The sequence below is a fragment of the Vibrio sp. 10N.286.49.C3 genome, from assembly GCF_041469545.1.
Lineage (GTDB): Bacteria > Pseudomonadota > Gammaproteobacteria > Enterobacterales > Vibrionaceae > Vibrio > Vibrio tasmaniensis_A.
Map to the genome: position 1 here is coordinate 60,748 of NZ_JBFRKT010000030.1, position 20,990 is coordinate 81,737.

Below are 20,990 nucleotides of genomic sequence, written 5' to 3' on the forward strand. Positions count from 1 at the left end.
ATAATGTAGAATCGCCCCCCTTGAAGTAGCATTTAGATAAAGTACTAAGTAGGCCTAAGTGGAAACATTACACAACGAACTAAAACAACTGATTATCGACGCACTGAATCTTGAAGATATGAGCATTGATGAAATTGAAACGGAAGCACCACTGTTTGGTGATGGACTTGGATTAGATTCTATCGATGCCCTTGAGCTCGGCCTTGCTATCAAGAAAAAGTACAACATTGTTATCGATGCCGACGATTCAAACACTCGCCAGCATTTTGCATCGGTTGAAAACCTAGCTAACTACATTTCATCTAAAACAAACAACTAGACAGATCTTTATGACACAAGCTAACCAACAAGAAGTATTCAACCAGGTTAAAGATGCGCTTATCGAGCTGTTTGAGCTTGATGCTGAAGATATCACTCCAGAAGCACACCTTTATCTCGACCTCGATCTCGACAGCATTGATGCCGTTGATTTGGTCGTTCACTTACAGAACGTTACAGGTAAGAAGATCAAGCCTGAAGAGTTCAAAGCAGTACGCACCGTTAATGACGTTGTCGAGTCTGTGGTTGAACTATTGAAGGACGCATAATGCGTCCTCTGCTGACTTTACTGTCGGCAATCATACTTTTCACTTATCCAATAGCGGTTTACTTTGGACTCAACAAGTTTGGCCTACAAACCGTTGGTATCGTCTTAGCCGCTATTTTTGCTGTCCGCATTTTCACCGGTGGTCAGGCTAAAATCAAAGAGCTAAAACACCTAGCTTGGATCAGCGGAAGTGCCGGAATTGTTCTGCTGGCATTAGGGTTAACCTTCAAACAGCACGGCTGGCTAACTTATTACCCCGTCATCGTTAATGTTTGTATGCTGGTTGTGTTCGCCTCGAGCCTATGGCAACCGCAAACGATTATCGAGCGGCTTGCTCGCCTCCAAGAGCCAGAGCTTCCACAAAGTGGCGTTGATTACACACGAACAGTCACCAAAGTTTGGTGTCTGTTCTTTGTTATCAATGGCTCTATTGCCCTTTACACCTGCTTCCAACCTCTTGAAATATGGACCCTATACAATGGCTTACTCAGCTATCTGTTTGCAGGGTTGCTCTTTGCAGGAGAGTGGGTAGTAAGACAGCGCATTCGTCAGAGTTAAATTGTTATGACCCAAACCGTCTCTTACACTTCCTTGTCTGAACTTCTCAGTCAGAACAGATCGCCTGATTCTATTGTCTGCTTTGACGACAATAGCGAGATTTCGTGGCAAACATTTAACGACGACTTATCTCAACTCGTACAGCTTTTATCTTCATCCCCTTTTCAACGAGTTGCGATTTGCACCCAAGACAGCTACCTATTTTCAGTGGCCTTTTTAGCGTGCGCAGCCAGCAACAAACACATCATTTTACCGGGCAATTATCAACCGTGTGCGCTTTCTGAGCTGAGTGAGCATTTTGACTATCTGTTGGTCGATGATGCGATTGGTGCAGTGGAAATAAATGAAGTTCGCAATATCCAAACCTTATTAGACACCGAAATACGAGAACCTCTAACCGATAATCTTCCCGCCATTGAGTTAGCAGCAATCCAATTGACCTTGTTTACTTCAGGCTCAAGCGGTACACCAAAAGCAATCCATAAGACCTTAGAACACCTAGATATTGAAATCGCTCAGCTAGATAAAAACTGGGGCGCCTTGCTTAAAGACAACCAAGTCCACAGCACCGTCTCACACCAACATATCTATGGTCTGTTGTTTCGAATCTTATGGCCGCTTTGTTCTGGAGTTCCATTTTCTCGAAACAATCTTGAGTACCCGGAACAGATCCTGTCTCACGCTAACAAGCAGAGCGTGCTGATCAGCAGCCCTGCGCTACTCAAACGATTAAAACACGAGACAAAGTCTACGCATCTAGCGGGGGTGTTCTCTTCTGGTGGCCCTTTACCTACCGAGTCGGCTCATCAATCACGAGATCTGCTTGGGCATTTACCTATCGAGGTGTTTGGCAGCACAGAAACCGGCGGCATCGCGTTTCGTCAGCAACAGAGCGTTCAAACACCTTGGCAGCTTTTTGACTGTATTAAGGCTAGTCTTAATAGTGAGAATTGCATTAAGTTATTGTCGCCGTACATCGACAAAAACAACTGGTATCAAACCGCAGATGAGTGCGAAATGGTCTCAGAGAATCAATTTATATTGAAAGGCCGAACCGACCGAGTGATCAAGATAGAAGAAAAACGAGTATCACTGGTTGAAGTTGAAAAGCGACTGGAGCAACTACCTTGGATAAGCGAGTGTGTGGTCATTCCCTTTGAAGAGCCTGAACGCTTAATTTTAGCATCGGTTTTGGTATTATCAGAGGAAGGCCAAGTGACTCTCGCAACCATGAGTAAAGGTAAATTCTGGTTAATGTTACGTTCAGAACTCAGAAAATGGTTAGAGCCAATCGCTATTCCAAGAAAGTATCGTGTTGTTGATGAGATCCCCCTCAACAGCCAAGGCAAGCGACTAACCTCTCACATAGAGCAGCTCGTCAAATCATAAAAATCACTGGTCGCATTTTATACTGAGATTATCTTTTATATTTTTGTCAGAAGACCCATTTTAGCCCAAGGATTCTAAGCACACGCTATGGATAAGAGAAAACCAAACGTCATTGCTGTTGACACTGTAGAGAAAGAATCGACCCTGACACTCCATGTTACCGGAGACATCACCGATTTTAAGGGGCACTTTAAGAGCTTCCCTATTCTTCCCGGTGTGACACAAATTGACTGGGCACTTCACTATGCTGTCCAAAAGTTAAATGTCCCTGGTTACTTTAAAGGTATGGAGGTCATCAAATTCCAAGAGCCTATCCTTCCTGACGCCACAATCCAGCTATCACTCAAATGGGATGCTGACAAAGACAAGCTGAGCTTCAGCTACACCTCAAACAACGGTGAACAGACCCACTCTTCAGGAAAAATGAAGCTGGGAGAGAAAAGTGAATAGCGCTCCTGCTGAGGCTGCTTCTCAACACGTAACAAAAGAAAGCGACTACAAAGCTTGCTTCCTAATTCCGTGCTTTAACCACGGCGAAACCATGCCTGCAGTGGTGTCGTCACTCCATCATTTTGAGTTGCCGATCATCATCGTTGACGATGGCAGTGAACTCACCACGAAACAGTTTCTGGCTCCCCTAGTAGAGAATTCGAACGTAACCTTGGTGACGCTAGAGCTGAACCAAGGCAAAGGAGGTGCCGTAAAGGCTGGCATCAAGCGAGCACAGGAGCTCGGCTTTAGTCATGCCATTCAGATTGATGCTGACGGTCAACATGACCTAGACGCCCTACCCGCATTAATCGAAGCGTCACAAGCTAAGCCCCAGCGCCTGATCTCAGGTCAGCCTGTCTATGACGATAGCGTACCGAAGGCAAGGCTCTACGGGCGCTACGCGACACATATTTGGGTGTGGATAGAAACTCTATCTCTCTCAATTAAAGACAGCATGTGTGGCTTTAGAGCGTATCCAATCGATAAGACACAAACAGTACTGAATAAATACGATGTCGGTTCGAGAATGGACTTCGATATCGAGATTCTGGTTCGCTTATACTGGGAAGGTTGCGACATTGACTTCATTGAGACGCGAGTCATCTACCCTGAAAATGGTGTCTCTCATTTCGATGCGCTGTGGGACAACGTAAAAATCAGTTGGATGCATACTCGACTGTTCTTCGGCATGCTGCCAAGAGCCCCTAAGCTGATTGCTCGTCACTTCAAATCAAATTCTGAAGATCACCTAACAAGTTCGACACAATTTTCAGAAAGCAATCAGGCGCAGCAGACACCAAATAGCACTGAACAGCCTCATTGGTCCAGAACTCAAGAGCGCGGCACAGTTCTCGGTATCAAACTGTTGTTAGCTGTGTACTCACTATTAGGCCGAGGTGTATTCAACCTAATTTTGCGCGGTGTGATGCGTTACTACCATTTGACAGGCAAGCGCGCGCGAAACGCTTCTGAGCAATACCTATTCCAGCTTAAGACATACGCAGAGCAACAGAATATTGAGTTACCCGCTGAATTAACCAGTTATAACCACCTGCTTTCGTTTGGCCACACCATGCTAGACAAATTAGCCGCATGGAAAGGTGATTTCTCAGTCGATAACCTGACTATTCATGGTCAAGAGCAATTCGAAAGTATGGTGGAAAACCAGCAAGGTGTGCTAATCCTAGGTTCTCACCTTGGTAATATCGAATTGTGCCGCGCTTTGGGACGTCGACACTCACACATCAAAATCAATGCGCTGGTCTTCACGGAACACGCCGAACGCTTTAATTCGGTGATGAAAGCGGTAAACCCACAGTCTGATTTAAACCTGATTCAGGTGACATCGATGGGCCCTGATACCGCCATCTTGTTGCAACAAAAATTGGAGCAAGGTGAATGGATTGTGATCGTTGGCGATAGAACCTCCACCAGCAAAGAGAGTCGCTCAGTATGGGCAGAGTTCTTGGGTAAAGAAGCTCCCTTCCCTCAAGGGCCATTTATGTTAGCCTCTGTTCTCAAAGCGCCAGTATTCTTATTGTTTGGCCTACGAGATGACTCACAAACCAAACCGCATTTTAATGTCTATTTTGAGCATTTCAGCGACAAGATAGAGCTACCAAGGAAGACTCGCGAACAATCTTTACAGCAAGTCGTGCAGAAATACGCAGACCGACTTCAGCACTACACACTGAAAGCACCGCTTCAGTGGTACAACTTTTTTAACTTTTGGACATTGAGCAAGCACCATGACGAAAAAAAATCCAAATAGCATCACCTTTGGTGCCGAACGCCTCACGATTGAGGATGTTGTCGCTATTTCACAAGGCGCAAAAGCCTCGATGAACTCAAGCAATGAGTTCACATCAAAGATCAACCGCGGTGTCGCTTTTTTAGAACGCCTATTGAAAGAAGAAGGCGTGATCTATGGTGTGACAACGGGCTACGGTGACTCATGTACCGTTGCAATTCCGCCAAACCTTGTTGATGAATTACCACTGCATCTAACGCGCTTTCATGGCTGTGGTTTAGGCGAAATACTGTCTCACGAACAATCTCGTGCAGTATTAGCGACACGTCTTTGTTCATTGTCACAAGGTGTCTCTGGTGTGACTCACGATTTGCTCAACCAGATCGTCACTCTGATCAACCAAGATATCTCGCCGCGCATTCCTCAAGAAGGATCGGTTGGTGCCAGTGGTGATTTAACGCCGCTGTCTTATCTGGCAGCTGCACTGATTGGTGAGCGCGATGTCATCTACAAAGGTGAAGTTCGCCCTACTAGTGACGTTTACAAAGAGCTAGGGATTAACCCTATCAAGCTTAAGCCAAAAGAAGGCTTAGCATTGATGAATGGCACATCAGTAATGACGGCTTTAGCTTGTATCGCCTACAAACGTGCAGAATACCTAGCTCAGCTGTCGACTAAGATCACCGCAATGGTGTCTGTAGGTATGCAAGGCAACGATTTCCATTTCGATGAAGCGCTGTTTGCAGTGAAGCCTCATCCGGGTCAACAGCAAGTTGCTGCATGGCTACGTGATGACTTACAAGCGGATCGTCCGCCACGTAACAGTGATCGCCTACAAGATCGTTACTCACTGCGTTGTGCCCCACATGTGATTGGTGTGGTTCAAGACTCTCTGCCTTGGCTACGCCAAATGATTGAGAACGAGCTTAACAGCGCTAACGATAACCCAATTATCGATGGCGACAATGAGCGCGTACTGCACGGTGGACATTTCTACGGTGGTCATATCGCAATGGCAATGGATACACTAAAAACAGCGGTAGCCAACCTTGCAGACCTACTTGATCGACAAATGGCGCAGTTGATGGATTACAAGTTCAACAACGGCTTGCCATTTAACCTAACCGGTGCTGAAGGCGAACGTAAACCAATCAACCACGGTTTCAAAGCGGTACAGATTGGCGTTTCAGCTTGGACAGCAGAAGCATTAAAACACACCATGCCAGCAAGCGTGTTCTCTCGTTCAACTGAGTGTCACAACCAAGACAAAGTCAGCATGGGCACTATTGCGGCTCGTGACTGCTTACGCGTTCTTGAACTGACTGAACAAGTAGCGGCAGCATCACTTCTGGCGGGGACACAAGCGCTTGAACTTCGTAAACGCCATAATGAGCTTGATGAGCACCACATGAGTGAAAACCTAAAGCACATTCGCGACGAAGTGCTTAAAGAGTTTGAATTTATCGTAGAAGATCGACCACTTGAAGGCGATCTACGCCACTTCATTGCTCGTATTCAAAGTCAACACTGGTCACTTTACTCCTAGAGTAGCTAACCCTTTATGCAATATTGTTGAGAGCGATTTATGTCTGAAATCCTTCATCCATTAAAATCAGAGGTTACTTTAGTAACCTCATTCCAAGATGCCGACCCAATGGGCGTGATCTACCATGGCAACTACTTCCGATTTTTTGAAGAAGTTAGGCGCATCATGATGGATAAGATTGAGTACAACTACCATGAGATGAAGAATTCGGGCTACATGTGGCCGATCATCGACACGCGCGTAAAGTACATCAAAGCGATACCGTTTAATCATCAGATCACGGTATCCGCTAAGTTAACTGAATGGGAAAACCGCTTGCGTGTTGACTACGAAATTCACGATGCCAACACCGGTGCTCGTATGACACGCGCTCACACCATGCAGGTTGCAGTAACCATTGAAGAACAAGATATGTGTTTTGCTTCGCCGAAAGTGTTTACCGATAAAGTCGAACACTGGCATCAATTTGGCTGCTTACCCCAATCAATTGAGCAGCAATCAAACGATCACCAATCAGAGCAACCGCAAGTACCTAACACACAGCAGCAGGTGAAACATGAGTCTGTTTAAACACGGGCGTAAGCAAATCAGTATCGCACTGCTAGGGCTTGCCTCAATGATGGCGAGTCACTTGGCTGGCGCTAGCGAGAACACGAATGCTGTCGGTTCTATTACAGAACTACAAGCCGTGTTAAGCGAAAATAGTATCGTTCGTGGTCAATTTACTCAAACGCGCAACATGGAAATGTTCGCCCAACCTCTAACATCACAAGGTACTTTCCTGTTAGACAAGTCGCATGGTTTGCTTTGGACACAAGTGACCCCCTTTCCTGTGAGCTTGGTGCTAACCGATAACAAACTGAGCCAAAGGTTTGCCGATCAACCCGCTAAGATCATTACCGATAAAGAAAACCCAATGGCATTTTATTTCAGCCATATATTCCTGTCGGTGTTTCACGGGGACACGCAAAAACTTCAAGAGCAATTCTCACTGTCATTTGAACCAACGACTGCGACAAATTCTGATGAAAGTGCAAACTCAAGTTCACAAGACACACGATGGACTCTCACTCTAAAGCCAAAGAATGCGCCAATGAACGCGGTGTTTGAAGCCATCACACTGCAAGGACAAGGTGACATTGAACGTATCGAACTTAGAGAAGTTCGTGGGGACAGCACAGTGATCGAATTTAGCCAGTTAAGCCATCTACCGGAAGTATTATCAGATGCTGAAGCGCAACAATTCCAATTCTAGCCTAGCCCTTGCTTGGCTTGTTGTCGTAATACTGTTTAGCGGATTGTTGATCAAACAATTCGCTTTTTCTTCGTCGGTACCCATTGAAAGCAACATCATGAAATTGCTGCCAGAAAACCAGCAAGATCCCATGGTAGAGCAAGCCTTTCAGCAAATATCCAGCTCGATGAGCGAGCAAGTGGTCTTTATCATAAGTGCCTCCGACGTCGAACAAGCCATGACAGCGACTGACGCTTTTGAAAAAAAACTTAACCAAAGAGCTTTCTCAAGCCAGCCAACTCTGTTTAAGCAAGTTCAAGGCAAGATCAACGCCAGCACGCAAAGCCAATGGAGCGATTTCTATTTTCGTCACCGAGCTCAACTGCTGACCCAACAACAAAAAGAGACGCTGACACACTCGCCGGATTCGCGAGCTCAATATGTCATTCAGTCTCTGTACAATCCGTTTTCAGGCGTCACTGCAGCAGAGCTATCTCTCGACCCATTTCTGCTATTTCGCGACTACATCAGTGCAGTTGGCGTTCAATCAAGCAACTTTGTTCTGAAAGAAGGCTACCTCACAGCCCAGTCTAATGAACAAACTCATATTTTGGTGACGGCGACTCTGGCAGGTTCGCCTTATAGTTTAGCGATTCAAGAGCAACTTCCCGATCTTGATTCAATTGAGCGCGAGATCGAAAAGCAGTTTGGTGTCAAAGTGAAGCATACCGGTGTGGTGTTCTACGCCAATTACGGTACCGAAAGTGCGAAATCAGAAATCAGTACCATTGGTTTGGGCTCATTGGCAGGTGTAATTTTATTGGTGTGGCTAACATTTCGTAGCGCCCTCCCACTTGCCTTATCCTTACTTTCCATCAGTACTGGATTATTGGTTGCGCTGGCAAGCACCGTCGCTATCTTCGGCAAGGTTCACCTGTTTAGTTTGGTGTTTGGTGCCAGCTTAATTGGCGTATCCATCGACTACTCCTTTCACTACCTGACTGATCGCTTGGCGGCAGGTAATCAATGGCAAAGCGACAAAGGGTTGAAACATATTATCGTTGCGATCACCTTGGGTCTGATCACCAGCTTGATTGGCTACCTAGGCTTGTTGGTGGCGCCTTTCCCGGGGTTACAGCAACTTGCTCTTTTTTCGTCGATTGGACTGATCGCAGCTTACGCCAGTGTGGTGTGTTGGTATCCGGTTTTAGCGGCAAAACCAAGCCAAGAACGCCCTCTTCCTCTGTCGAAGCTTTGGCATACTTGGTTAAGCCTCTGGAGCAACCAAAAATTTAAAATTGGCTTACCGTTAGCTGTGACTGTCTTGAGCCTGATATCAGTCAGTCAAATTCGCTACGACGACGATATTCGTCAACTTCAAGCGATGCCTAATCAACTCAAACAGCAAGAACAAGCCATTACTGAGATATCAGGATTAGGCAGTGGTCAAAATATGCTTCTGGTGACTGCCAAGAGCGACCAAAAGCTACTCAAAAAACTGGCAGAAATCACCACAAGCTTAGATTCTTTGGTCGATAGCCAAGGTATCTCTGGATATCGCAGCATCAATCAACAGTTGTTAAGCAAACAACAACAGCATGATAACTATCAATTGGTTAAACAACTTTATAGCCAGCAAAGCCATATCTTACAGAACACTCTTGGTTGGCCTAGCTTTCCAGATCTTCCTAAGTTCGAGGCAATCACGGTATCTGTATTTTTAGAATCACCAGTGTCAGAACCTGTTCGACCACTTTGGTTAAAACCGATCGATGGGCAAGCCGCGTCGGTCATTTTGATCAAAGACGTCACAGATTCAGAACAGTTCTCTCAATGGCTCGATTCAAGCTTTGCTCAGCAACAAGGTGTTAAATACCTTAATAAAGCCGATGAAATCTCTGCTCTCTTTGCGGAATATAGAGTCAAGATCACCGAGTTGTTATTGATAGCATTAGCGGCTATTGGCATGGTGTTGGGTTGGCGTTATGGTGTGAAGCAAAGCCTATTAATGCTGTTGCCTTCATTAATTGCCGGAGTCGCTGGTTTAGCGGTCACGGGAATTTTAGGCTCGACACTGAATCTGTTTAACCTGCTTGGACTGATTCTGATTCTAGGGATTGGTATCGACTATACCCTGTTCTTTGCTGAGCAGAAGAAATCACTAAGCACCTTATTGGCGATTACTTTGTCAGGCCTCACAACGCTACTCTCATTTGGCTTATTGTCACTGAGTCAGACTCATGCCATTCATAGCTTCGGTGTTACCGTCCTAACTGGTATTTTCGTCGCGTGGTTGCTTTCGCCACTTGCAATCAACAACCAACAAGCAGCGGAAAAATCAAACTCTCGAGAGGCTTTTAGATGAACAAAACAATCAAGATAGCGCTCGCCGTTGGATTGGGCTTACTACTCAGCGCTTGTTCGATGGTGTCTCAACAGCCTACAGGCGCAAGTGTCGCAATCGACAAAGACACAGAGCTCGCCTTGCCGCTGCCTGCTGAACTGGGATACTCATTTACGGCAAGTCAGCTGATCAGCGCAACATGGCAAGATGATACGCAGCAACTTCCTGTTCAAGTCGAAGTCACATCAGACAAAGTCGTGTTGGCGGGTTTCTCCTCTTGGGGTACTCGCATTCTATCGCTGCAATACCAAAACCAAACGATTGATACTCAAGTTCTATCTGGTCTTGGCGCTACCCTGCCGCTACCCGAGCAAGTACTATTTAATTTGATGCTGACTCTATGGCCAGTTGAAGCATGGGCTCAACCTTTACAAGACATCGGTTGGTATTTGGTCGATACCGAAAACAGCCGCACCGTATTTGATGAAAACCAACAGCCAATCATTAAAATTGATTACCAAGCAGAGCCCGGAACACACAAAACCGCAGGCAACATTGTTTTCAAGCATTTGATTCAAGGCTACACCATCACGATACAAACGTTGAACTCAACGATTGTCGATAACCCAAGTAAGAGCTAAACATTATGCCTATTTATATCCAAGACTGTGGTTTCCACTCCGCATTAGGCTCAAGCGTTGCTGACATTCATGGCTGCCTCAAAGGCGAGCATGAATCAAGCATGGTTGAAGTGAGCGACATGCTAAACGACGGTAAGCCGACGGTTGTTGGTAAGGTCGCAGGTGATTTACCGGAAATTCCATCAGAACAAGCGGAATACGCCACTCGTAACAATCAACTGGCGTTATCGGCTGTTAATCAAATCAAAGACTCTATCGAGCAAGCAAAATCACAATTTGGTGCCGATAGAATTGCTGTAGTTATCGGCACAAGCACCTCGGGAATTTCTGATGGTGAAACGGCATTTAAACACAAACTCGAACATGGCTCTTTCCCCGAAGATTTCCACTATTCCAAACAAGAGCTAGGGAACACCTCTGAGTTTGTTAGTCAATATTGCTCATTAACCGGGCCAAGTTATGCGATCTCGACCGCTTGCTCATCAAGTGGCCGTGTATTTATTACTGCCCAACGTTTGTTAGATTCAGGAATGGCTGATGCTGTGTTGGTTGGAGGTGTCGATACACTATGTAAACTGACACTCAATGGCTTTCATGGTCTTGAAGCGCTATCAACCACACATTGTAAGCCCTTTAGCGCCTCTCGTGATGGCATCAACATCGGAGAAGCTGCGGCATTTATGTTGCTTAGCAAGACAAAACCAACCGCTACCAATACAACTCAAAGCACTTCGAATATAGCCCTATTAGGCTATGGCGACAGCTCCGACGCACACCATATTTCCGCGCCCCATCCAGAAGGGAACGGTGCAGAACAAGCAATGAGAAAGGCGTTAGATTCTGCACAGTTACGAGCAAAAGACATCGGTTATATTAATGCCCATGGCACCGCAACTCCACTCAATGATTCAATGGAAAGCAAAGCCATCCATCGCATTTTTGCAAACAAGGTTCCCGTCAGTTCAACCAAGCCTCTAACAGGACATACTCTTGGAGCGGCAAGTGCGATAGAGGCTGCAATTGCGTGGCATATTCTAAAATATGACTTACCACTCCCCTTACAAAAATGTCAGTATAAAGCTGAAGATATTGAGATTGATTTGGTAAACTGTTCCCAGAAACTTAAAGTAAAGAACATCTTAAGCAACTCGTTCGCTTTTGGTGGCAACAACATTAGCCTGATTTTTGGTGTAGTAAATGACTGATATCCCTTCTGTAGACCAACTTCTCCCACACGATGACCCGATGATATTAATCGATCGAGCTATCAACGTTGAGGCATTGTCGATTCACTGCCAGGTCGATATTGGCGCGCACAACCTATTCTTTGACGTCGAATCTCAAACGGTCCCAGCTTATGTTGGCATCGAGTTTATGGCGCAGTCTGTTGCAGCTTGGTCTGGATACCATGCGCTGAAAAACGGCACTACTCCTCCAATCGGCTTCTTACTCGGTTCTCGTCGCTACAAGTCACTGTGTGATGAATTTACTCAAGGTCAAACCCTTGATATCTATGCTGAACAACTCATGGAAGACAGTGGCATGGCCGTGTTTACCGCCCGAGTCGAAGACCAAGGCGAGTTAGTGGCTCAATGCCAACTCAACGTCTACGTGCCGACCGAACAAAAATTACAAGAAATGAAAACTAGGAGCCCATCATGAGCCGTCAGGTTTTAGTCACTGGTGCCAGTAAAGGCATTGGTAAAGCGATCGCTATTCAACTCGCGAAAGACGGTTTTGAAATCGCCGTTCATTACATGGGTGACAAGCAAGGTGCTGAAGACACATTAAAGTCGATCACTGAGCTCGGTGCTGCAGGACGTCTGATCCAATTTGATATCAGCAATCGCAGCGAATGTCGCGAAACGCTTGAGTCAGATATTGCCGAACACGGCGCTTACTATGGTGTAGTGAATAATGCGGGCATTACTCGTGACACGGCATTCCCAGCTATGACTGAAGAAGAGTGGGATGGTGTTATCCATACCAACCTCGACAGCTTCTACAACGTACTTCACCCGTGCGTGATGCCAATGGTTCAAAAACGCAAAGGCGGTCGAATCGTTACTCTGGCTTCTGTATCCGGCATCATGGGTAACCGCGGTCAAACCAACTATGCCGCAGCAAAATCAGGTGTGATTGGCGCAACTAAGTCTCTGGCTCTAGAGCTCGCAAAACGCAAGATAACGGTAAACTGTGTCGCACCAGGTCTAATCGATACCGGGATGGTTGATGAGCATGTAAAAGAGCATGCGCTGCCTCAAGTTCCATTACGCCGCATGGGTGAACCAGAAGAAGTAGCAGGCCTAGTCAGCTACCTAATGTCGGATATTGCCAGCTACGTAACTCGCCAAGTGATTTCAGTTAATGGAGGCTTAGTATGACCCGCCGCGTTGTTGTAACTGGCATGTCAGGCGTTACCGCTTTTGGCAACGATTGGCAGCACATCGAGCCAAAACTAAAAGCATGTGAAAATGCGACCCAGTACATGCCTAGCTTTGAGCAGTACGATGGCCTCAACACAAAGCTTGCCGCACCTATTGATGACTTCCAACTACCTAAGCACTATAAGCGCAAACAGGTTCGTGGCATGGGCCGCGTGTCTCGCCTAGCAACAGTGGCGACCGAAAATGCACTAGAGCAAGCAGGACTGATTGGCCACGACGTTTTGACTAATGGCGAAACAGGCATTGCCTATGGTTCTTCAACCGGCAGTACTGATGCGGTTGGTGCATTTGGCGTGATGCTTAACGAGAAATCGACACGAGCTATCACCGCAACGACTTACGTTCAGATGATGCCACACACCGCAGCGGTCAACGTCGGGCTATTCTTTGGCTTACGTGGACGTGTGATTCCCACCAGCAGTGCCTGTACTTCAGGTAGCCAAGCGATTGGCTACGCCTATGAAGCAATCAAACACGGTTACCAAACCGTGATGGTTGCCGGTGGTGGTGAAGAGCTATGCCCAACCGAATCTGCCGTTTTTGATACCCTTTTTGCTACCAGTTTAAAAAACGACACGCCAGAAAAATCCCCTAGCCCTTACGACAGTGAGCGCGATGGCCTGGTTATCGGTGAAGGTGCTGGTACGCTTGTTCTTGAAGAGTATGAACATGCGGTTGCTCGCGGTGCAAAGATCTACGCGGAAATCATCGGTTTTGCCAGCAACTGCGATGCCGCCCATGTGACCCAACCTCAAATGGAAACCATGCAAATCTGTATGGAGAAAGCGCTGAAAGATGCACAGCTTCCTGCTGAAAAAATTGGTTACGTTTCGGCGCACGGAACGGCAACAGATAAAGGCGATATTGCAGAAAGTAATGCGACCGCGAACATTTTTGGTGAAGTGCCAATCAGCTCATTAAAAAGCTACTTTGGTCATACGCTTGGAGCGTGTGGTGCCATTGAGGCTTGGTTGAGCCTAGAAATGATGCATTCCGGTTGGTTCAGCCCAACATTGAACCTTGAAAACATCGACGAACGCTGCGGTAAACTCGATTACATTACAGGTTCTGGTCGCGAATTGGATGTTGAATACCTGATGAGCAATAACTTTGCCTTTGGCGGGATCAACACCTCCATCATATTCAAAAAAATCTAGGATAGAGAATGAAAAACTGGCTAGCTGTTGCTGTTGTCGTTTTACTCGCAGGTTGTAGTGCTCCGAAATACTCGGGCAATGCACTTCCAGAAGCAAATAACATTGAAAATATCACTATCGTGGAAGACGTGAAAACTCGCAGTATCTTCCTCGATTCAATGCTCGATTGGTGTCTGAACAATCAGGTCAAATGTAAAGTCGTTGCAGACGGTTCAGAACATAAACCAGAAGATATTACGTTCGATTATGTCTCTCGTTGGAGCTGGGATTTCAGAACCTTTGTTGCAGACGCTAAGATCTCGGCTTATCAAGATCAACAACGCGTAGGCAATGTCGAATTCAAAGCGCCAAACAGCGGAAACTTTTCTAAGTTTGGTGACGATATGGAACGCATCAAAGCAATGATGGATATCTTGTTCGATAAGAAAACAGCCGCGCAAGCGACTCAAATGATTGCTGAAGATAAGCTTTAATCAACCAAGATCAAAACAAATAAAAAGGGTCAGTAACCAAGTTACTGACCCTTTTTTGAATCTAGCATTCGCTCAATTAAGCGTTAGCTTCACGCTCAGCGATGAACTCAAGAGCCATCTTGATACGAGCGATTACGCGCTCTTTACCAACAAGCTCCATCACAGCATCAACAGAAGGAGACTGGCCGCCACCTGTTACTGCTACGCGAAGTGGCATACCGATTTTACCCATGCCGACCTCTAGCTCTTCACATACTGCTGCAATCACACCATCTTTGATGTTTGTAGTAGTGAAATCTTCAAGCGCTTCAACCTTAGCAAGAGCAAGCTCTAGTGGGCCTTTAGCAACACCACGTAGGTGCTTCTTCGCTGCGCCAGCTTCAAACTCAGAGAAATCTTCGTAGAAGTAACGAGACTGTTCAGCAAGTTCGATAAGCGTATTACAACGCTCGCCAACTAGCGTGATCACTTCAGTGATAGCCGGGCCATTTGTTGTATCGATCTTTTGTGCATCTAGGTGCCATTGCAGGTATTTAGCAACGTACTCAGGCTCAGAAGTCTTGATGTAGTGGTTGTTCAACCAAAGTAGCTTATCAGTGTTGAATGCAGAAGCAGACTTGCTGATAGCGTTCAGGCTGAAGAATTCAATCATCTCTTCTTGAGAGAAGATCTCTTGGTCACCGTGAGACCAACCTAAACGAACTAGGTAGTTGTTTAGTGCATTTGGTAGGTAACCTTCGTCGCGGTATTGCATTACAGAAACAGCACCGTGACGCTTAGAAAGTTTCGCACCGTCATCACCAAGAATCATTGCACAGTGAGCGAAAGTTGGAACTGGCGCGCCTAGTGCTTCATAGATGTTGATTTGACGAGGTGTGTTGTTGATGTGGTCTTCACCACGTACAACGTGTGTAATACCCATGTCCCAGTCATCCACTACAACAACGAAGTTGTATGTTGGTGCACCGTCTGTACGACGAATGATTAGGTCATCAAGTTGGCTGTTAGAAATTTCAATGCGACCACGAATTTGGTCATCAAATACTACGCTGCCTTCTTTAGGGTTACGGAAACGGATAACGCACGCATCACCTTCTTTTGCTGCTTCGTTTGCTGCAACAATTTTAGGGTGGTTCGCATCGTAACGAGCCATCTCTTTGTTTTCTTCTTGCTCTGCACGAATTTCGTCAAGCAGCTCTTTAGACGCATAGCATTTGAAAGCTTTGTCTTCAGCAAGTAGCTTATCAACCATTTCGTTGTAACGGTCAAAACGCTTAGATTGGTAGTAAGGACCTTCATCCCATTCCATTCCCATCCATTGCATGCCTTCTAGAATTGCATCAACCGCTTCTTGAGAGTTACGCTCAAGGTCCGTGTCTTCGATACGCAGAACGAATTCACCACCTTGATTCTTAGCGAATAGCCAAGAGTAAAGTGCAGTACGTGCACCACCAACGTGAAGATAGCCAGTTGGGCTAGGAGCAAAACGAGTTTTAACCGTCATTTAAATACCTTGATTATGTAGGTGATTCTTTTAGTGATTGCCATTACAAAGCCTGCAACAGAAAAATATCACTAAATTTTGGGCGCTATTTTATCACCACCGCTTAAATCTACAATCAGTAGTGAATGATTAATGCGCTGATCTTGTACGAAAGCTATCGTAGAAGGAGCAAACCAATAGCTCAAGCACATGTCAAATGCTCTAAAACGGCAAATTCTCGCCACGCTCGCGATAAACCTCATCTATTCCATCACTCAATATTCCAGCAAATATCAAATTCTTGAATTTATGTTTGACCTTACCCTTACGGGAAGGTTTATGTTAGGCGTAGATGAGAATTGGAGTATCGATATGAACTATTACACAGCTATGCTCAACGGCCTAAATTGCATGGGTTGTGCGAAGAAAGTTCGCACACTGTTTGGCGAATTCGACAACACGACGATCAATGATATATCGCCGACCCACATCGATATTTCTACTCCTTTTAATTACGTTCAACTCAACCAACAGTTAGCGACGCTTGGTTATAGCATGGGCAATAAACTGCACCTTTCGTTATCCGGTCTTAGCTGCGGTAAGTGCGTGAACAAGCTGACACAAGCGCTTGAGCAGACCGAGCAAATCTCAGACCTAGAAGTCAGCAAACATGAATTGTCCTTGGTTACTCTGCTTTCAGAATCCGAGCTTATTGAGCTAATCGAAAGTGTGGGTTATCACGCGGCTCCCTACTCTGAGGTTAATGAGCCTTTATCTAATTCAGAAGACGATAAAAAAACAGCGCCAGTGGAGCAGACACAAGATAAACCTGCTGCTAGCCAATATACCTATCACCTTGTTCTTGAGGGAATGACGTGTGCGAGTTGTGTTTCTTCGGTAGAGAAAGCGCTGAAAAAGAATGAGTTCGTCGACCAAGCTCAGATCAACCTCGCTGAACAGACAGCCTTGGTCTTCACATCTGAAACACGTGACGTCATCGAGAGCGCGCTAATAGAATCGGTGAAAAACGCAGGTTACGGTGCCGAGTTCGTTGACGACGCGGCAACTCAACAACAAAAACAGCAAGAACAACAACTTCGTACCCAAAAAGCTTTCCTAAAGAATTCAGTAAGCGCGCTGCTGATCGGTGCTCCACTGATGGCGTGGGGTCTGTTCGGTGGCAGCATGACCATTGCTACATTTAACGACCAATTGGCTTGGGGATTGGTCGGTGTCGTCTGTTTGGTACTGCTAGCCACTTCAGGACGCAGCTTCTTTACTAACGCTTGGCAATCACTGATGCACAAGCGTGCAACCATGGATACCTTGGTCACTCTAGGCACTGGCGCCGCGTGGTTCTACTCAATGCTGGTTGTGCTAATTCCATCATGGTTCCCAGAACCATCGCGCCATGTCTATTTTGAAGCGAGCGCCATGATTGTTGGCCTTATATCTTTGGGTCACTACATTGAAGCCAAAGCCAAGGCACGCACCACCAAATCTTTGCAGGCACTGATTAATTTACAACCTCAAAAAGCCGTGGTTATCGTCGATGGTAAAGAACAAACCATCGCCGTCGAAGCTATTCAAGTCGGTATGCAAGTACGAGTGAAACCGGGAGAAAAAGTCCCTGTCGATGGTGTCGTGGTATCTGGCGAATCTTATATCGATGAGTCGATGCTGACTGGCGAACCGCTTCCTAACGTTAAATCGATTAATGATGGCGTTTCAGCAGGTACCATCAATGGTGATGGCAGCCTGATCATTGAAGCCACGGGAATCGGCTCAAGCACCATGTTGGCTCGAATCATTCAGATGGTTCGCCAAGCTCAAAGCAGCAAGCCTGCGATTGCGAAGCTTGCCGACTCTATCTCTGCCGTTTTCGTACCAGTTGTGGTCGCGATCGCAGCCATTGCCGCCCTAGTTTGGTTTTTTGTTGGACCACAACCGAGTGCAAGTTACATGCTCGTGGTATCAACCACTGTACTGATCATCGCCTGTCCATGTGCCTTGGGCTTAGCGACACCGCTCTCTAGTACTGTCGGCGTGGGCAAAGCCGCTGAGTTTGGTGTTCTGATCAAGGATGCCGATGTGTTGCAATCTGCAAGCAAAATCGATGCTGTCGTATTTGATAAAACAGGCACCCTAACCCAAGGTAAGCCAACCGTTCAGCAGGCCTTTTATGGCGACTTATCAGAACAAGAACTGCTGGCTTACGCCTATTCGGTAGAGGTAGGCTCAGAACACCCATTAGCGAAAGCCGTTTGCCAATATGCTGAGAGCTTACAAGTTTCAGCGCTACCCCAAAGCGAATTCGAAAACCAAAGAGGGCTTGGAGTACAGGCAATAATTAGCGGCAAAAACGTTCAAGTAGGCTCACTTAAGTACCTCACCCAACTCGGCATCAATACAGACATTGGCGCGGACTTTATCGAGCTTTGTCGAACACAAGCATGGACACCCATCTTCGTTGTAATCGATCAAAAACTGGAAGGCATATTTGGCATTTCAGACGCGTTAAAAATAGATAGCAAACAAGCCATTACTCAACTAAAATCCGCCGGAATTCACACGGTGCTATTAACGGGCGACAACGACTCTGTGGCTCAAGCAATAGGTAAAAACGTCGGTATCGACGAGGTTATCTCGGAAGTACTACCAGAGCAGAAAGCTCAGCATATTGTTCAGCTTCAACAACAATATAAGAGCGTTGCCATGGTAGGAGACGGTATTAACGATGCACCAGCTCTTGCTCAAGCGGATATAGGAATCGCAATGGGTAGCGGCAGCGATGTGGCGATTGAAAGTGCGCAAATGACGCTGCTGAACTCGTCGCCACTGTCTGTGAGTAATGCGATCGAGCTATCCCAGGCAACCGTGAGAAATATGAAGCAAAACCTGTTTGGTGCCTTCATCTATAACTCGTTAGGTATTCCAATTGCGGCTGGTGTGCTCTACCCATTCTTCGGATTTTTACTTAGCCCTGTCGTTGCAGGCGCTGCGATGGCGATGTCATCAATCACCGTAGTCAGCAATGCCAACAGATTAAGATTGTTCAAACCCACTCATTATAATATCAACAAAAACCATATTCATGAGGTTCACCATGATTCGTAAAGTTATGACTCTTACTGCACTCGCTGCAATTTCAGGACAAGCTCTCGCTACTAATGTACTAAACCATAAGTCTCCATATTGTGGCTGCTGCACAGAATGGACAGAACACATGCAAGACGCAGGTTTCGATGTCACAGAGAAACTCCATGATGACATGAACCCAATCAAGCAGAAGTTAGGAGTAACGCCAGAACTGGCTTCTTGCCATACGGCAGAGATCGACGGTTACGTATTTGAGGGGCACATTCCTGCAGAGGACGTGAAAGCCTTTTTAGAGAACCCACCACGCAATGCGATTGGCTTGGCGGTTCCAGGCATGCCAATGGGCTCTCCGGGCATGGAGTATGGCGATAAGAAAGACGAGTATTCTGTGTATGCGTTTAACGAGAAAGGTCAGGTGTTTGAATACCGTCATTACAACGGAAAATAGAGCGTAATTAGACCTACGAACAGCAATAAAAATAGAGCCTAGCATTAAGCAAACCCAAGACTCTGGTTTACTTACTAGGCTCTTTGCTTTTGGACAGTAAAGCAAATCTTGTCGCGGCACCAACCGGGCTGTTAGTACCACTATGTTTTCGTCGCTAGTTAGCAAAAACTCTATTTAACAAAAAAGCTAATTAGCGAAGAAACTCACTTGGCTAATAATCTAATCGATTAAGCAGCCAAGTGAATCAGCTTAGAAGCCGTAAGATGCACCGAATACGAATGCGTTGTTTGTTTTAGACGCGCCGTTCGCGAAATCAACTCCGTTAGCTTGGCTACGGAATTCGAAGTAAGGTTGAACACCTTGACGAGTCCATGTTGCACGAAGCTCGTGATCCATAGCTTCAGCATCAATCATGTATACGTTGTTGTAGCTAAGCGCTAGGTCTTCGTTTACAGAGTAAGCAATGCGGTTATCCATGCGGTAATCAGTGTCAGCATCTGCAGAAGTGTCATCGATGTGTGCACGAGTACGGTTACTAATAGAGATACCGTTGTCGAAGTTGTAACCAATTTTAACCAGTGGACGGAACTGAATGCTCTCGCCAGCAGAGAAGACATGTTGGTAACCCGCTGCAACCCATAGGTTGTCAGTGATATTGAAAGCTTGCTCACCACCAACAGTGATGAATGCATTTGCTTGACCAGTTGTTGCGTCGCCACCAGTTTCAGCAGCAGTTAGACCTTCAAGGTCGCCAAGTTGGATGCCATCAAACTCAGTGTAAACAGTTAAACCGCCTAGAGAGTTGTCAAACGTGTGGCCAGCTTCTAGAGTCGAAGTCATATCAGAACCGTGGATACGGCCATCGTCGTGAAATTGGATATTACCTGTAACGTAAGATGAACCAGCGAAAGCACTAGAAGCGAAAGCAAGAGAAAGTGCACTTAGAGCGATAATTTTTTTCATAGTAAACTGCCTTAGTTTAAATTTTTCAGCGACATATCTTCGGTATATCATTCACCTTCGCCGCTTGAGTAATTGGTAGCCTCCCTGGCATGAAATCTATCTTGCTCGATTTAATTTACGTTTCAAAATAAAAGGACAAACAGAGTGATCTCTCTCACCATCAAAAAAAGGAAAGTTATTTAACCCAAACAAATCAATAGCTTAAAAACATAAAAATAGATAAAAAAAGAAACCCAATAATCAAAACGGATCAAGATCACGTTATTTCACGGCATAAAATTAGATTCAGTTGTTTCAATCACACCTGATTTATAGTTTTTTATGGCGGACTTATTTTTTGAAGAGAAGAATGAGAAGTGCGTCACTTTTGCGATGAAGCT

Annotated in this window: 19 protein-coding genes and 2 pseudogenes; 19 read left to right on the forward strand and 2 right to left on the reverse strand. The window is 45.8% G+C overall.

Annotation, left to right across the window (positions count from 1 at the left end):
- Positions 1-58: 58 nt before the first annotated feature.
- From AB4180_RS14150 to AB4180_RS14230, 17 genes and pseudogenes are all read left to right on the forward strand, one after another.
- Positions 59-319, forward strand: coding sequence for a phosphopantetheine-binding protein (locus tag AB4180_RS14150; RefSeq protein WP_009848590.1), 261 nt, complete (start codon positions 59-61; stop codon positions 317-319).
- A 10-nt stretch (positions 320-329) separates the two neighbouring features.
- Entirely contained in the window at positions 330-587 is a 258-nt protein-coding gene (locus AB4180_RS14155) for an acyl carrier protein (protein WP_009848591.1), read from the forward strand.
- Positions 587-1,144, forward strand: a complete 558-nt coding sequence (locus AB4180_RS14160; protein WP_017103988.1) for a septation protein IspZ — start codon at positions 587-589, stop codon at positions 1,142-1,144. The genes AB4180_RS14155 and AB4180_RS14160 overlap by 1 nt, the downstream gene beginning before the upstream one ends.
- A gap of 6 nt (positions 1,145-1,150) precedes the next feature.
- Positions 1,151-2,533 carry an AMP-binding protein gene (locus AB4180_RS14165; protein ID WP_017103987.1) on the forward strand — a complete coding sequence of 461 codons (1,383 nt, stop codon included), beginning with the start codon at positions 1,151-1,153 and terminating at the stop codon, positions 2,531-2,533.
- An 87-nt stretch (positions 2,534-2,620) separates the two neighbouring features.
- The gene (locus AB4180_RS14170; RefSeq protein ID WP_017099155.1) at positions 2,621-2,983 is read left to right on the forward strand and encodes a 3-hydroxyacyl-ACP dehydratase; all 363 of its coding nucleotides are present in this window, start codon (positions 2,621-2,623) and stop codon (positions 2,981-2,983) included.
- Positions 2,976-3,768: pseudogene (locus tag AB4180_RS14175) on the forward strand (glycosyltransferase family 2 protein); the annotation flags it as partial. The gene AB4180_RS14170 and the pseudogene AB4180_RS14175, both read left to right, overlap by 8 nt.
- A gap of 62 nt (positions 3,769-3,830) precedes the next feature.
- A pseudogene (locus AB4180_RS14180) lies at positions 3,831-4,796 on the forward strand (glycosyltransferase family 2 protein); the annotation flags it as partial.
- Positions 4,774-6,321 (forward strand): histidine ammonia-lyase, encoded by a 1,548-nt coding sequence (gene hutH / locus AB4180_RS14185; protein ID WP_017103984.1) that lies wholly within the window; start codon positions 4,774-4,776, stop codon positions 6,319-6,321. The pseudogene AB4180_RS14180 and the gene hutH, both read left to right, overlap by 23 nt.
- Positions 6,322-6,360: 39 nt before the next feature.
- Entirely contained in the window at positions 6,361-6,891 is a 531-nt protein-coding gene (locus tag AB4180_RS14190; RefSeq protein WP_017103983.1) for a thioesterase family protein, read from the forward strand.
- Complete coding sequence (locus tag AB4180_RS14195) at positions 6,878-7,576, forward strand: outer membrane lipoprotein carrier protein LolA (protein WP_017103982.1); 699 nt, start codon at positions 6,878-6,880, stop codon at positions 7,574-7,576. The genes AB4180_RS14190 and AB4180_RS14195 overlap by 14 nt, the downstream gene beginning before the upstream one ends.
- Positions 7,548-9,920, forward strand: coding sequence for an MMPL family transporter (locus AB4180_RS14200; RefSeq protein ID WP_102250351.1), 2,373 nt, complete (start codon positions 7,548-7,550; stop codon positions 9,918-9,920). Before AB4180_RS14195 ends, AB4180_RS14200 begins: the two co-directional genes overlap by 29 nt.
- Entirely contained in the window at positions 9,917-10,540 is a 624-nt protein-coding gene (locus AB4180_RS14205) for a DUF3261 domain-containing protein (protein WP_017103980.1), read from the forward strand. The genes AB4180_RS14200 and AB4180_RS14205 overlap by 4 nt, the downstream gene beginning before the upstream one ends.
- Positions 10,541-10,545: 5 nt before the next feature.
- On the forward strand, positions 10,546-11,745 hold the full coding sequence (locus tag AB4180_RS14210; RefSeq protein WP_017103979.1) for a beta-ketoacyl-[acyl-carrier-protein] synthase family protein: 1,200 nt from the start codon (positions 10,546-10,548) through the stop codon (positions 11,743-11,745).
- Positions 11,738-12,202: a hotdog family protein gene (locus tag AB4180_RS14215; protein WP_017103978.1), complete on the forward strand. Its 465-nt coding sequence runs from the start codon at positions 11,738-11,740 to the stop codon at positions 12,200-12,202. The genes AB4180_RS14210 and AB4180_RS14215 overlap by 8 nt, the downstream gene beginning before the upstream one ends.
- Entirely contained in the window at positions 12,199-12,924 is a 726-nt protein-coding gene (locus tag AB4180_RS14220) for a 3-ketoacyl-ACP reductase FabG2 (protein WP_017103977.1), read from the forward strand. Before AB4180_RS14215 ends, AB4180_RS14220 begins: the two co-directional genes overlap by 4 nt.
- Positions 12,921-14,144 (forward strand): beta-ketoacyl-ACP synthase, encoded by a 1,224-nt coding sequence (locus tag AB4180_RS14225; protein ID WP_017099147.1) that lies wholly within the window; start codon positions 12,921-12,923, stop codon positions 14,142-14,144. Before AB4180_RS14220 ends, AB4180_RS14225 begins: the two co-directional genes overlap by 4 nt.
- 8 nt (positions 14,145-14,152) lie before the next feature.
- The gene (locus tag AB4180_RS14230) at positions 14,153-14,617 is read left to right on the forward strand and encodes an Sbal_3080 family lipoprotein (RefSeq protein WP_017103976.1); all 465 of its coding nucleotides are present in this window, start codon (positions 14,153-14,155) and stop codon (positions 14,615-14,617) included.
- Positions 14,618-14,693: 76 nt separating this feature from the next.
- Here the strand turns inward: AB4180_RS14230 and gltX are convergent, their stop codons facing one another.
- Positions 14,694-16,121, reverse strand: a complete 1,428-nt coding sequence (gene gltX / locus AB4180_RS14235; RefSeq protein ID WP_017099633.1) for a glutamate--tRNA ligase — start codon at positions 16,119-16,121, stop codon at positions 14,694-14,696.
- A gap of 318 nt (positions 16,122-16,439) precedes the next feature.
- Between gltX and AB4180_RS14240 the strand changes: the two genes are divergently transcribed.
- The gene (locus AB4180_RS14240; protein WP_102250350.1) at positions 16,440-19,217 is read left to right on the forward strand and encodes a copper-translocating P-type ATPase; all 2,778 of its coding nucleotides are present in this window, start codon (positions 16,440-16,442) and stop codon (positions 19,215-19,217) included.
- On the forward strand, positions 19,207-19,647 hold the full coding sequence (locus AB4180_RS14245) for a DUF411 domain-containing protein (RefSeq protein ID WP_029223113.1): 441 nt from the start codon (positions 19,207-19,209) through the stop codon (positions 19,645-19,647). Before AB4180_RS14240 ends, AB4180_RS14245 begins: the two co-directional genes overlap by 11 nt.
- Positions 19,648-19,896: 249 nt before the next feature.
- Here the strand turns inward: AB4180_RS14245 and AB4180_RS14250 are convergent, their stop codons facing one another.
- Positions 19,897-20,610 (reverse strand): oligogalacturonate-specific porin KdgM family protein, encoded by a 714-nt coding sequence (locus AB4180_RS14250; protein WP_009848608.1) that lies wholly within the window; start codon positions 20,608-20,610, stop codon positions 19,897-19,899.
- Positions 20,611-20,990: the final 380 nt, after the last annotated feature.

Excerpts from the sequence above, each read along its gene's own strand:
- AB4180_RS14155 (WP_009848591.1), top strand. The coding sequence starts at position 330 with ATGACACAAGCTAACCAACAAGAAGTATTCAACCAGGTTAAAGATGCG.
- AB4180_RS14160 (WP_017103988.1), top strand. The coding sequence starts at position 587 with ATGCGTCCTCTGCTGACTTTACTGTCGGCAATCATACTTTTCACTTAT.
- AB4180_RS14165 (WP_017103987.1), top strand. The coding sequence starts at position 1,151 with ATGACCCAAACCGTCTCTTACACTTCCTTGTCTGAACTTCTCAGTCAG.
- AB4180_RS14170 (WP_017099155.1), top strand. The coding sequence starts at position 2,621 with ATGGATAAGAGAAAACCAAACGTCATTGCTGTTGACACTGTAGAGAAA.
- hutH (WP_017103984.1), top strand. The coding sequence starts at position 4,774 with ATGACGAAAAAAAATCCAAATAGCATCACCTTTGGTGCCGAACGCCTC.
- AB4180_RS14190 (WP_017103983.1), top strand. The coding sequence starts at position 6,361 with ATGTCTGAAATCCTTCATCCATTAAAATCAGAGGTTACTTTAGTAACC.
- AB4180_RS14195 (WP_017103982.1), top strand. The coding sequence starts at position 6,878 with ATGAGTCTGTTTAAACACGGGCGTAAGCAAATCAGTATCGCACTGCTA.
- AB4180_RS14200 (WP_102250351.1), top strand. The coding sequence starts at position 7,548 with ATGCTGAAGCGCAACAATTCCAATTCTAGCCTAGCCCTTGCTTGGCTT.
- AB4180_RS14205 (WP_017103980.1), top strand. The coding sequence starts at position 9,917 with ATGAACAAAACAATCAAGATAGCGCTCGCCGTTGGATTGGGCTTACTA.
- AB4180_RS14210 (WP_017103979.1), top strand. The coding sequence starts at position 10,546 with ATGCCTATTTATATCCAAGACTGTGGTTTCCACTCCGCATTAGGCTCA.
- AB4180_RS14215 (WP_017103978.1), top strand. The coding sequence starts at position 11,738 with ATGACTGATATCCCTTCTGTAGACCAACTTCTCCCACACGATGACCCG.
- AB4180_RS14220 (WP_017103977.1), top strand. The coding sequence starts at position 12,199 with ATGAGCCGTCAGGTTTTAGTCACTGGTGCCAGTAAAGGCATTGGTAAA.
- AB4180_RS14225 (WP_017099147.1), top strand. The coding sequence starts at position 12,921 with ATGACCCGCCGCGTTGTTGTAACTGGCATGTCAGGCGTTACCGCTTTT.
- AB4180_RS14230 (WP_017103976.1), top strand. The coding sequence starts at position 14,153 with ATGAAAAACTGGCTAGCTGTTGCTGTTGTCGTTTTACTCGCAGGTTGT.
- gltX (WP_017099633.1), bottom strand. The coding sequence starts at position 16,121 with ATGACGGTTAAAACTCGTTTTGCTCCTAGCCCAACTGGCTATCTTCAC.
- AB4180_RS14240 (WP_102250350.1), top strand. The coding sequence starts at position 16,440 with ATGTTAGGCGTAGATGAGAATTGGAGTATCGATATGAACTATTACACA.
- AB4180_RS14245 (WP_029223113.1), top strand. The coding sequence starts at position 19,207 with ATGATTCGTAAAGTTATGACTCTTACTGCACTCGCTGCAATTTCAGGA.
- AB4180_RS14250 (WP_009848608.1), bottom strand. The coding sequence starts at position 20,610 with ATGAAAAAAATTATCGCTCTAAGTGCACTTTCTCTTGCTTTCGCTTCT.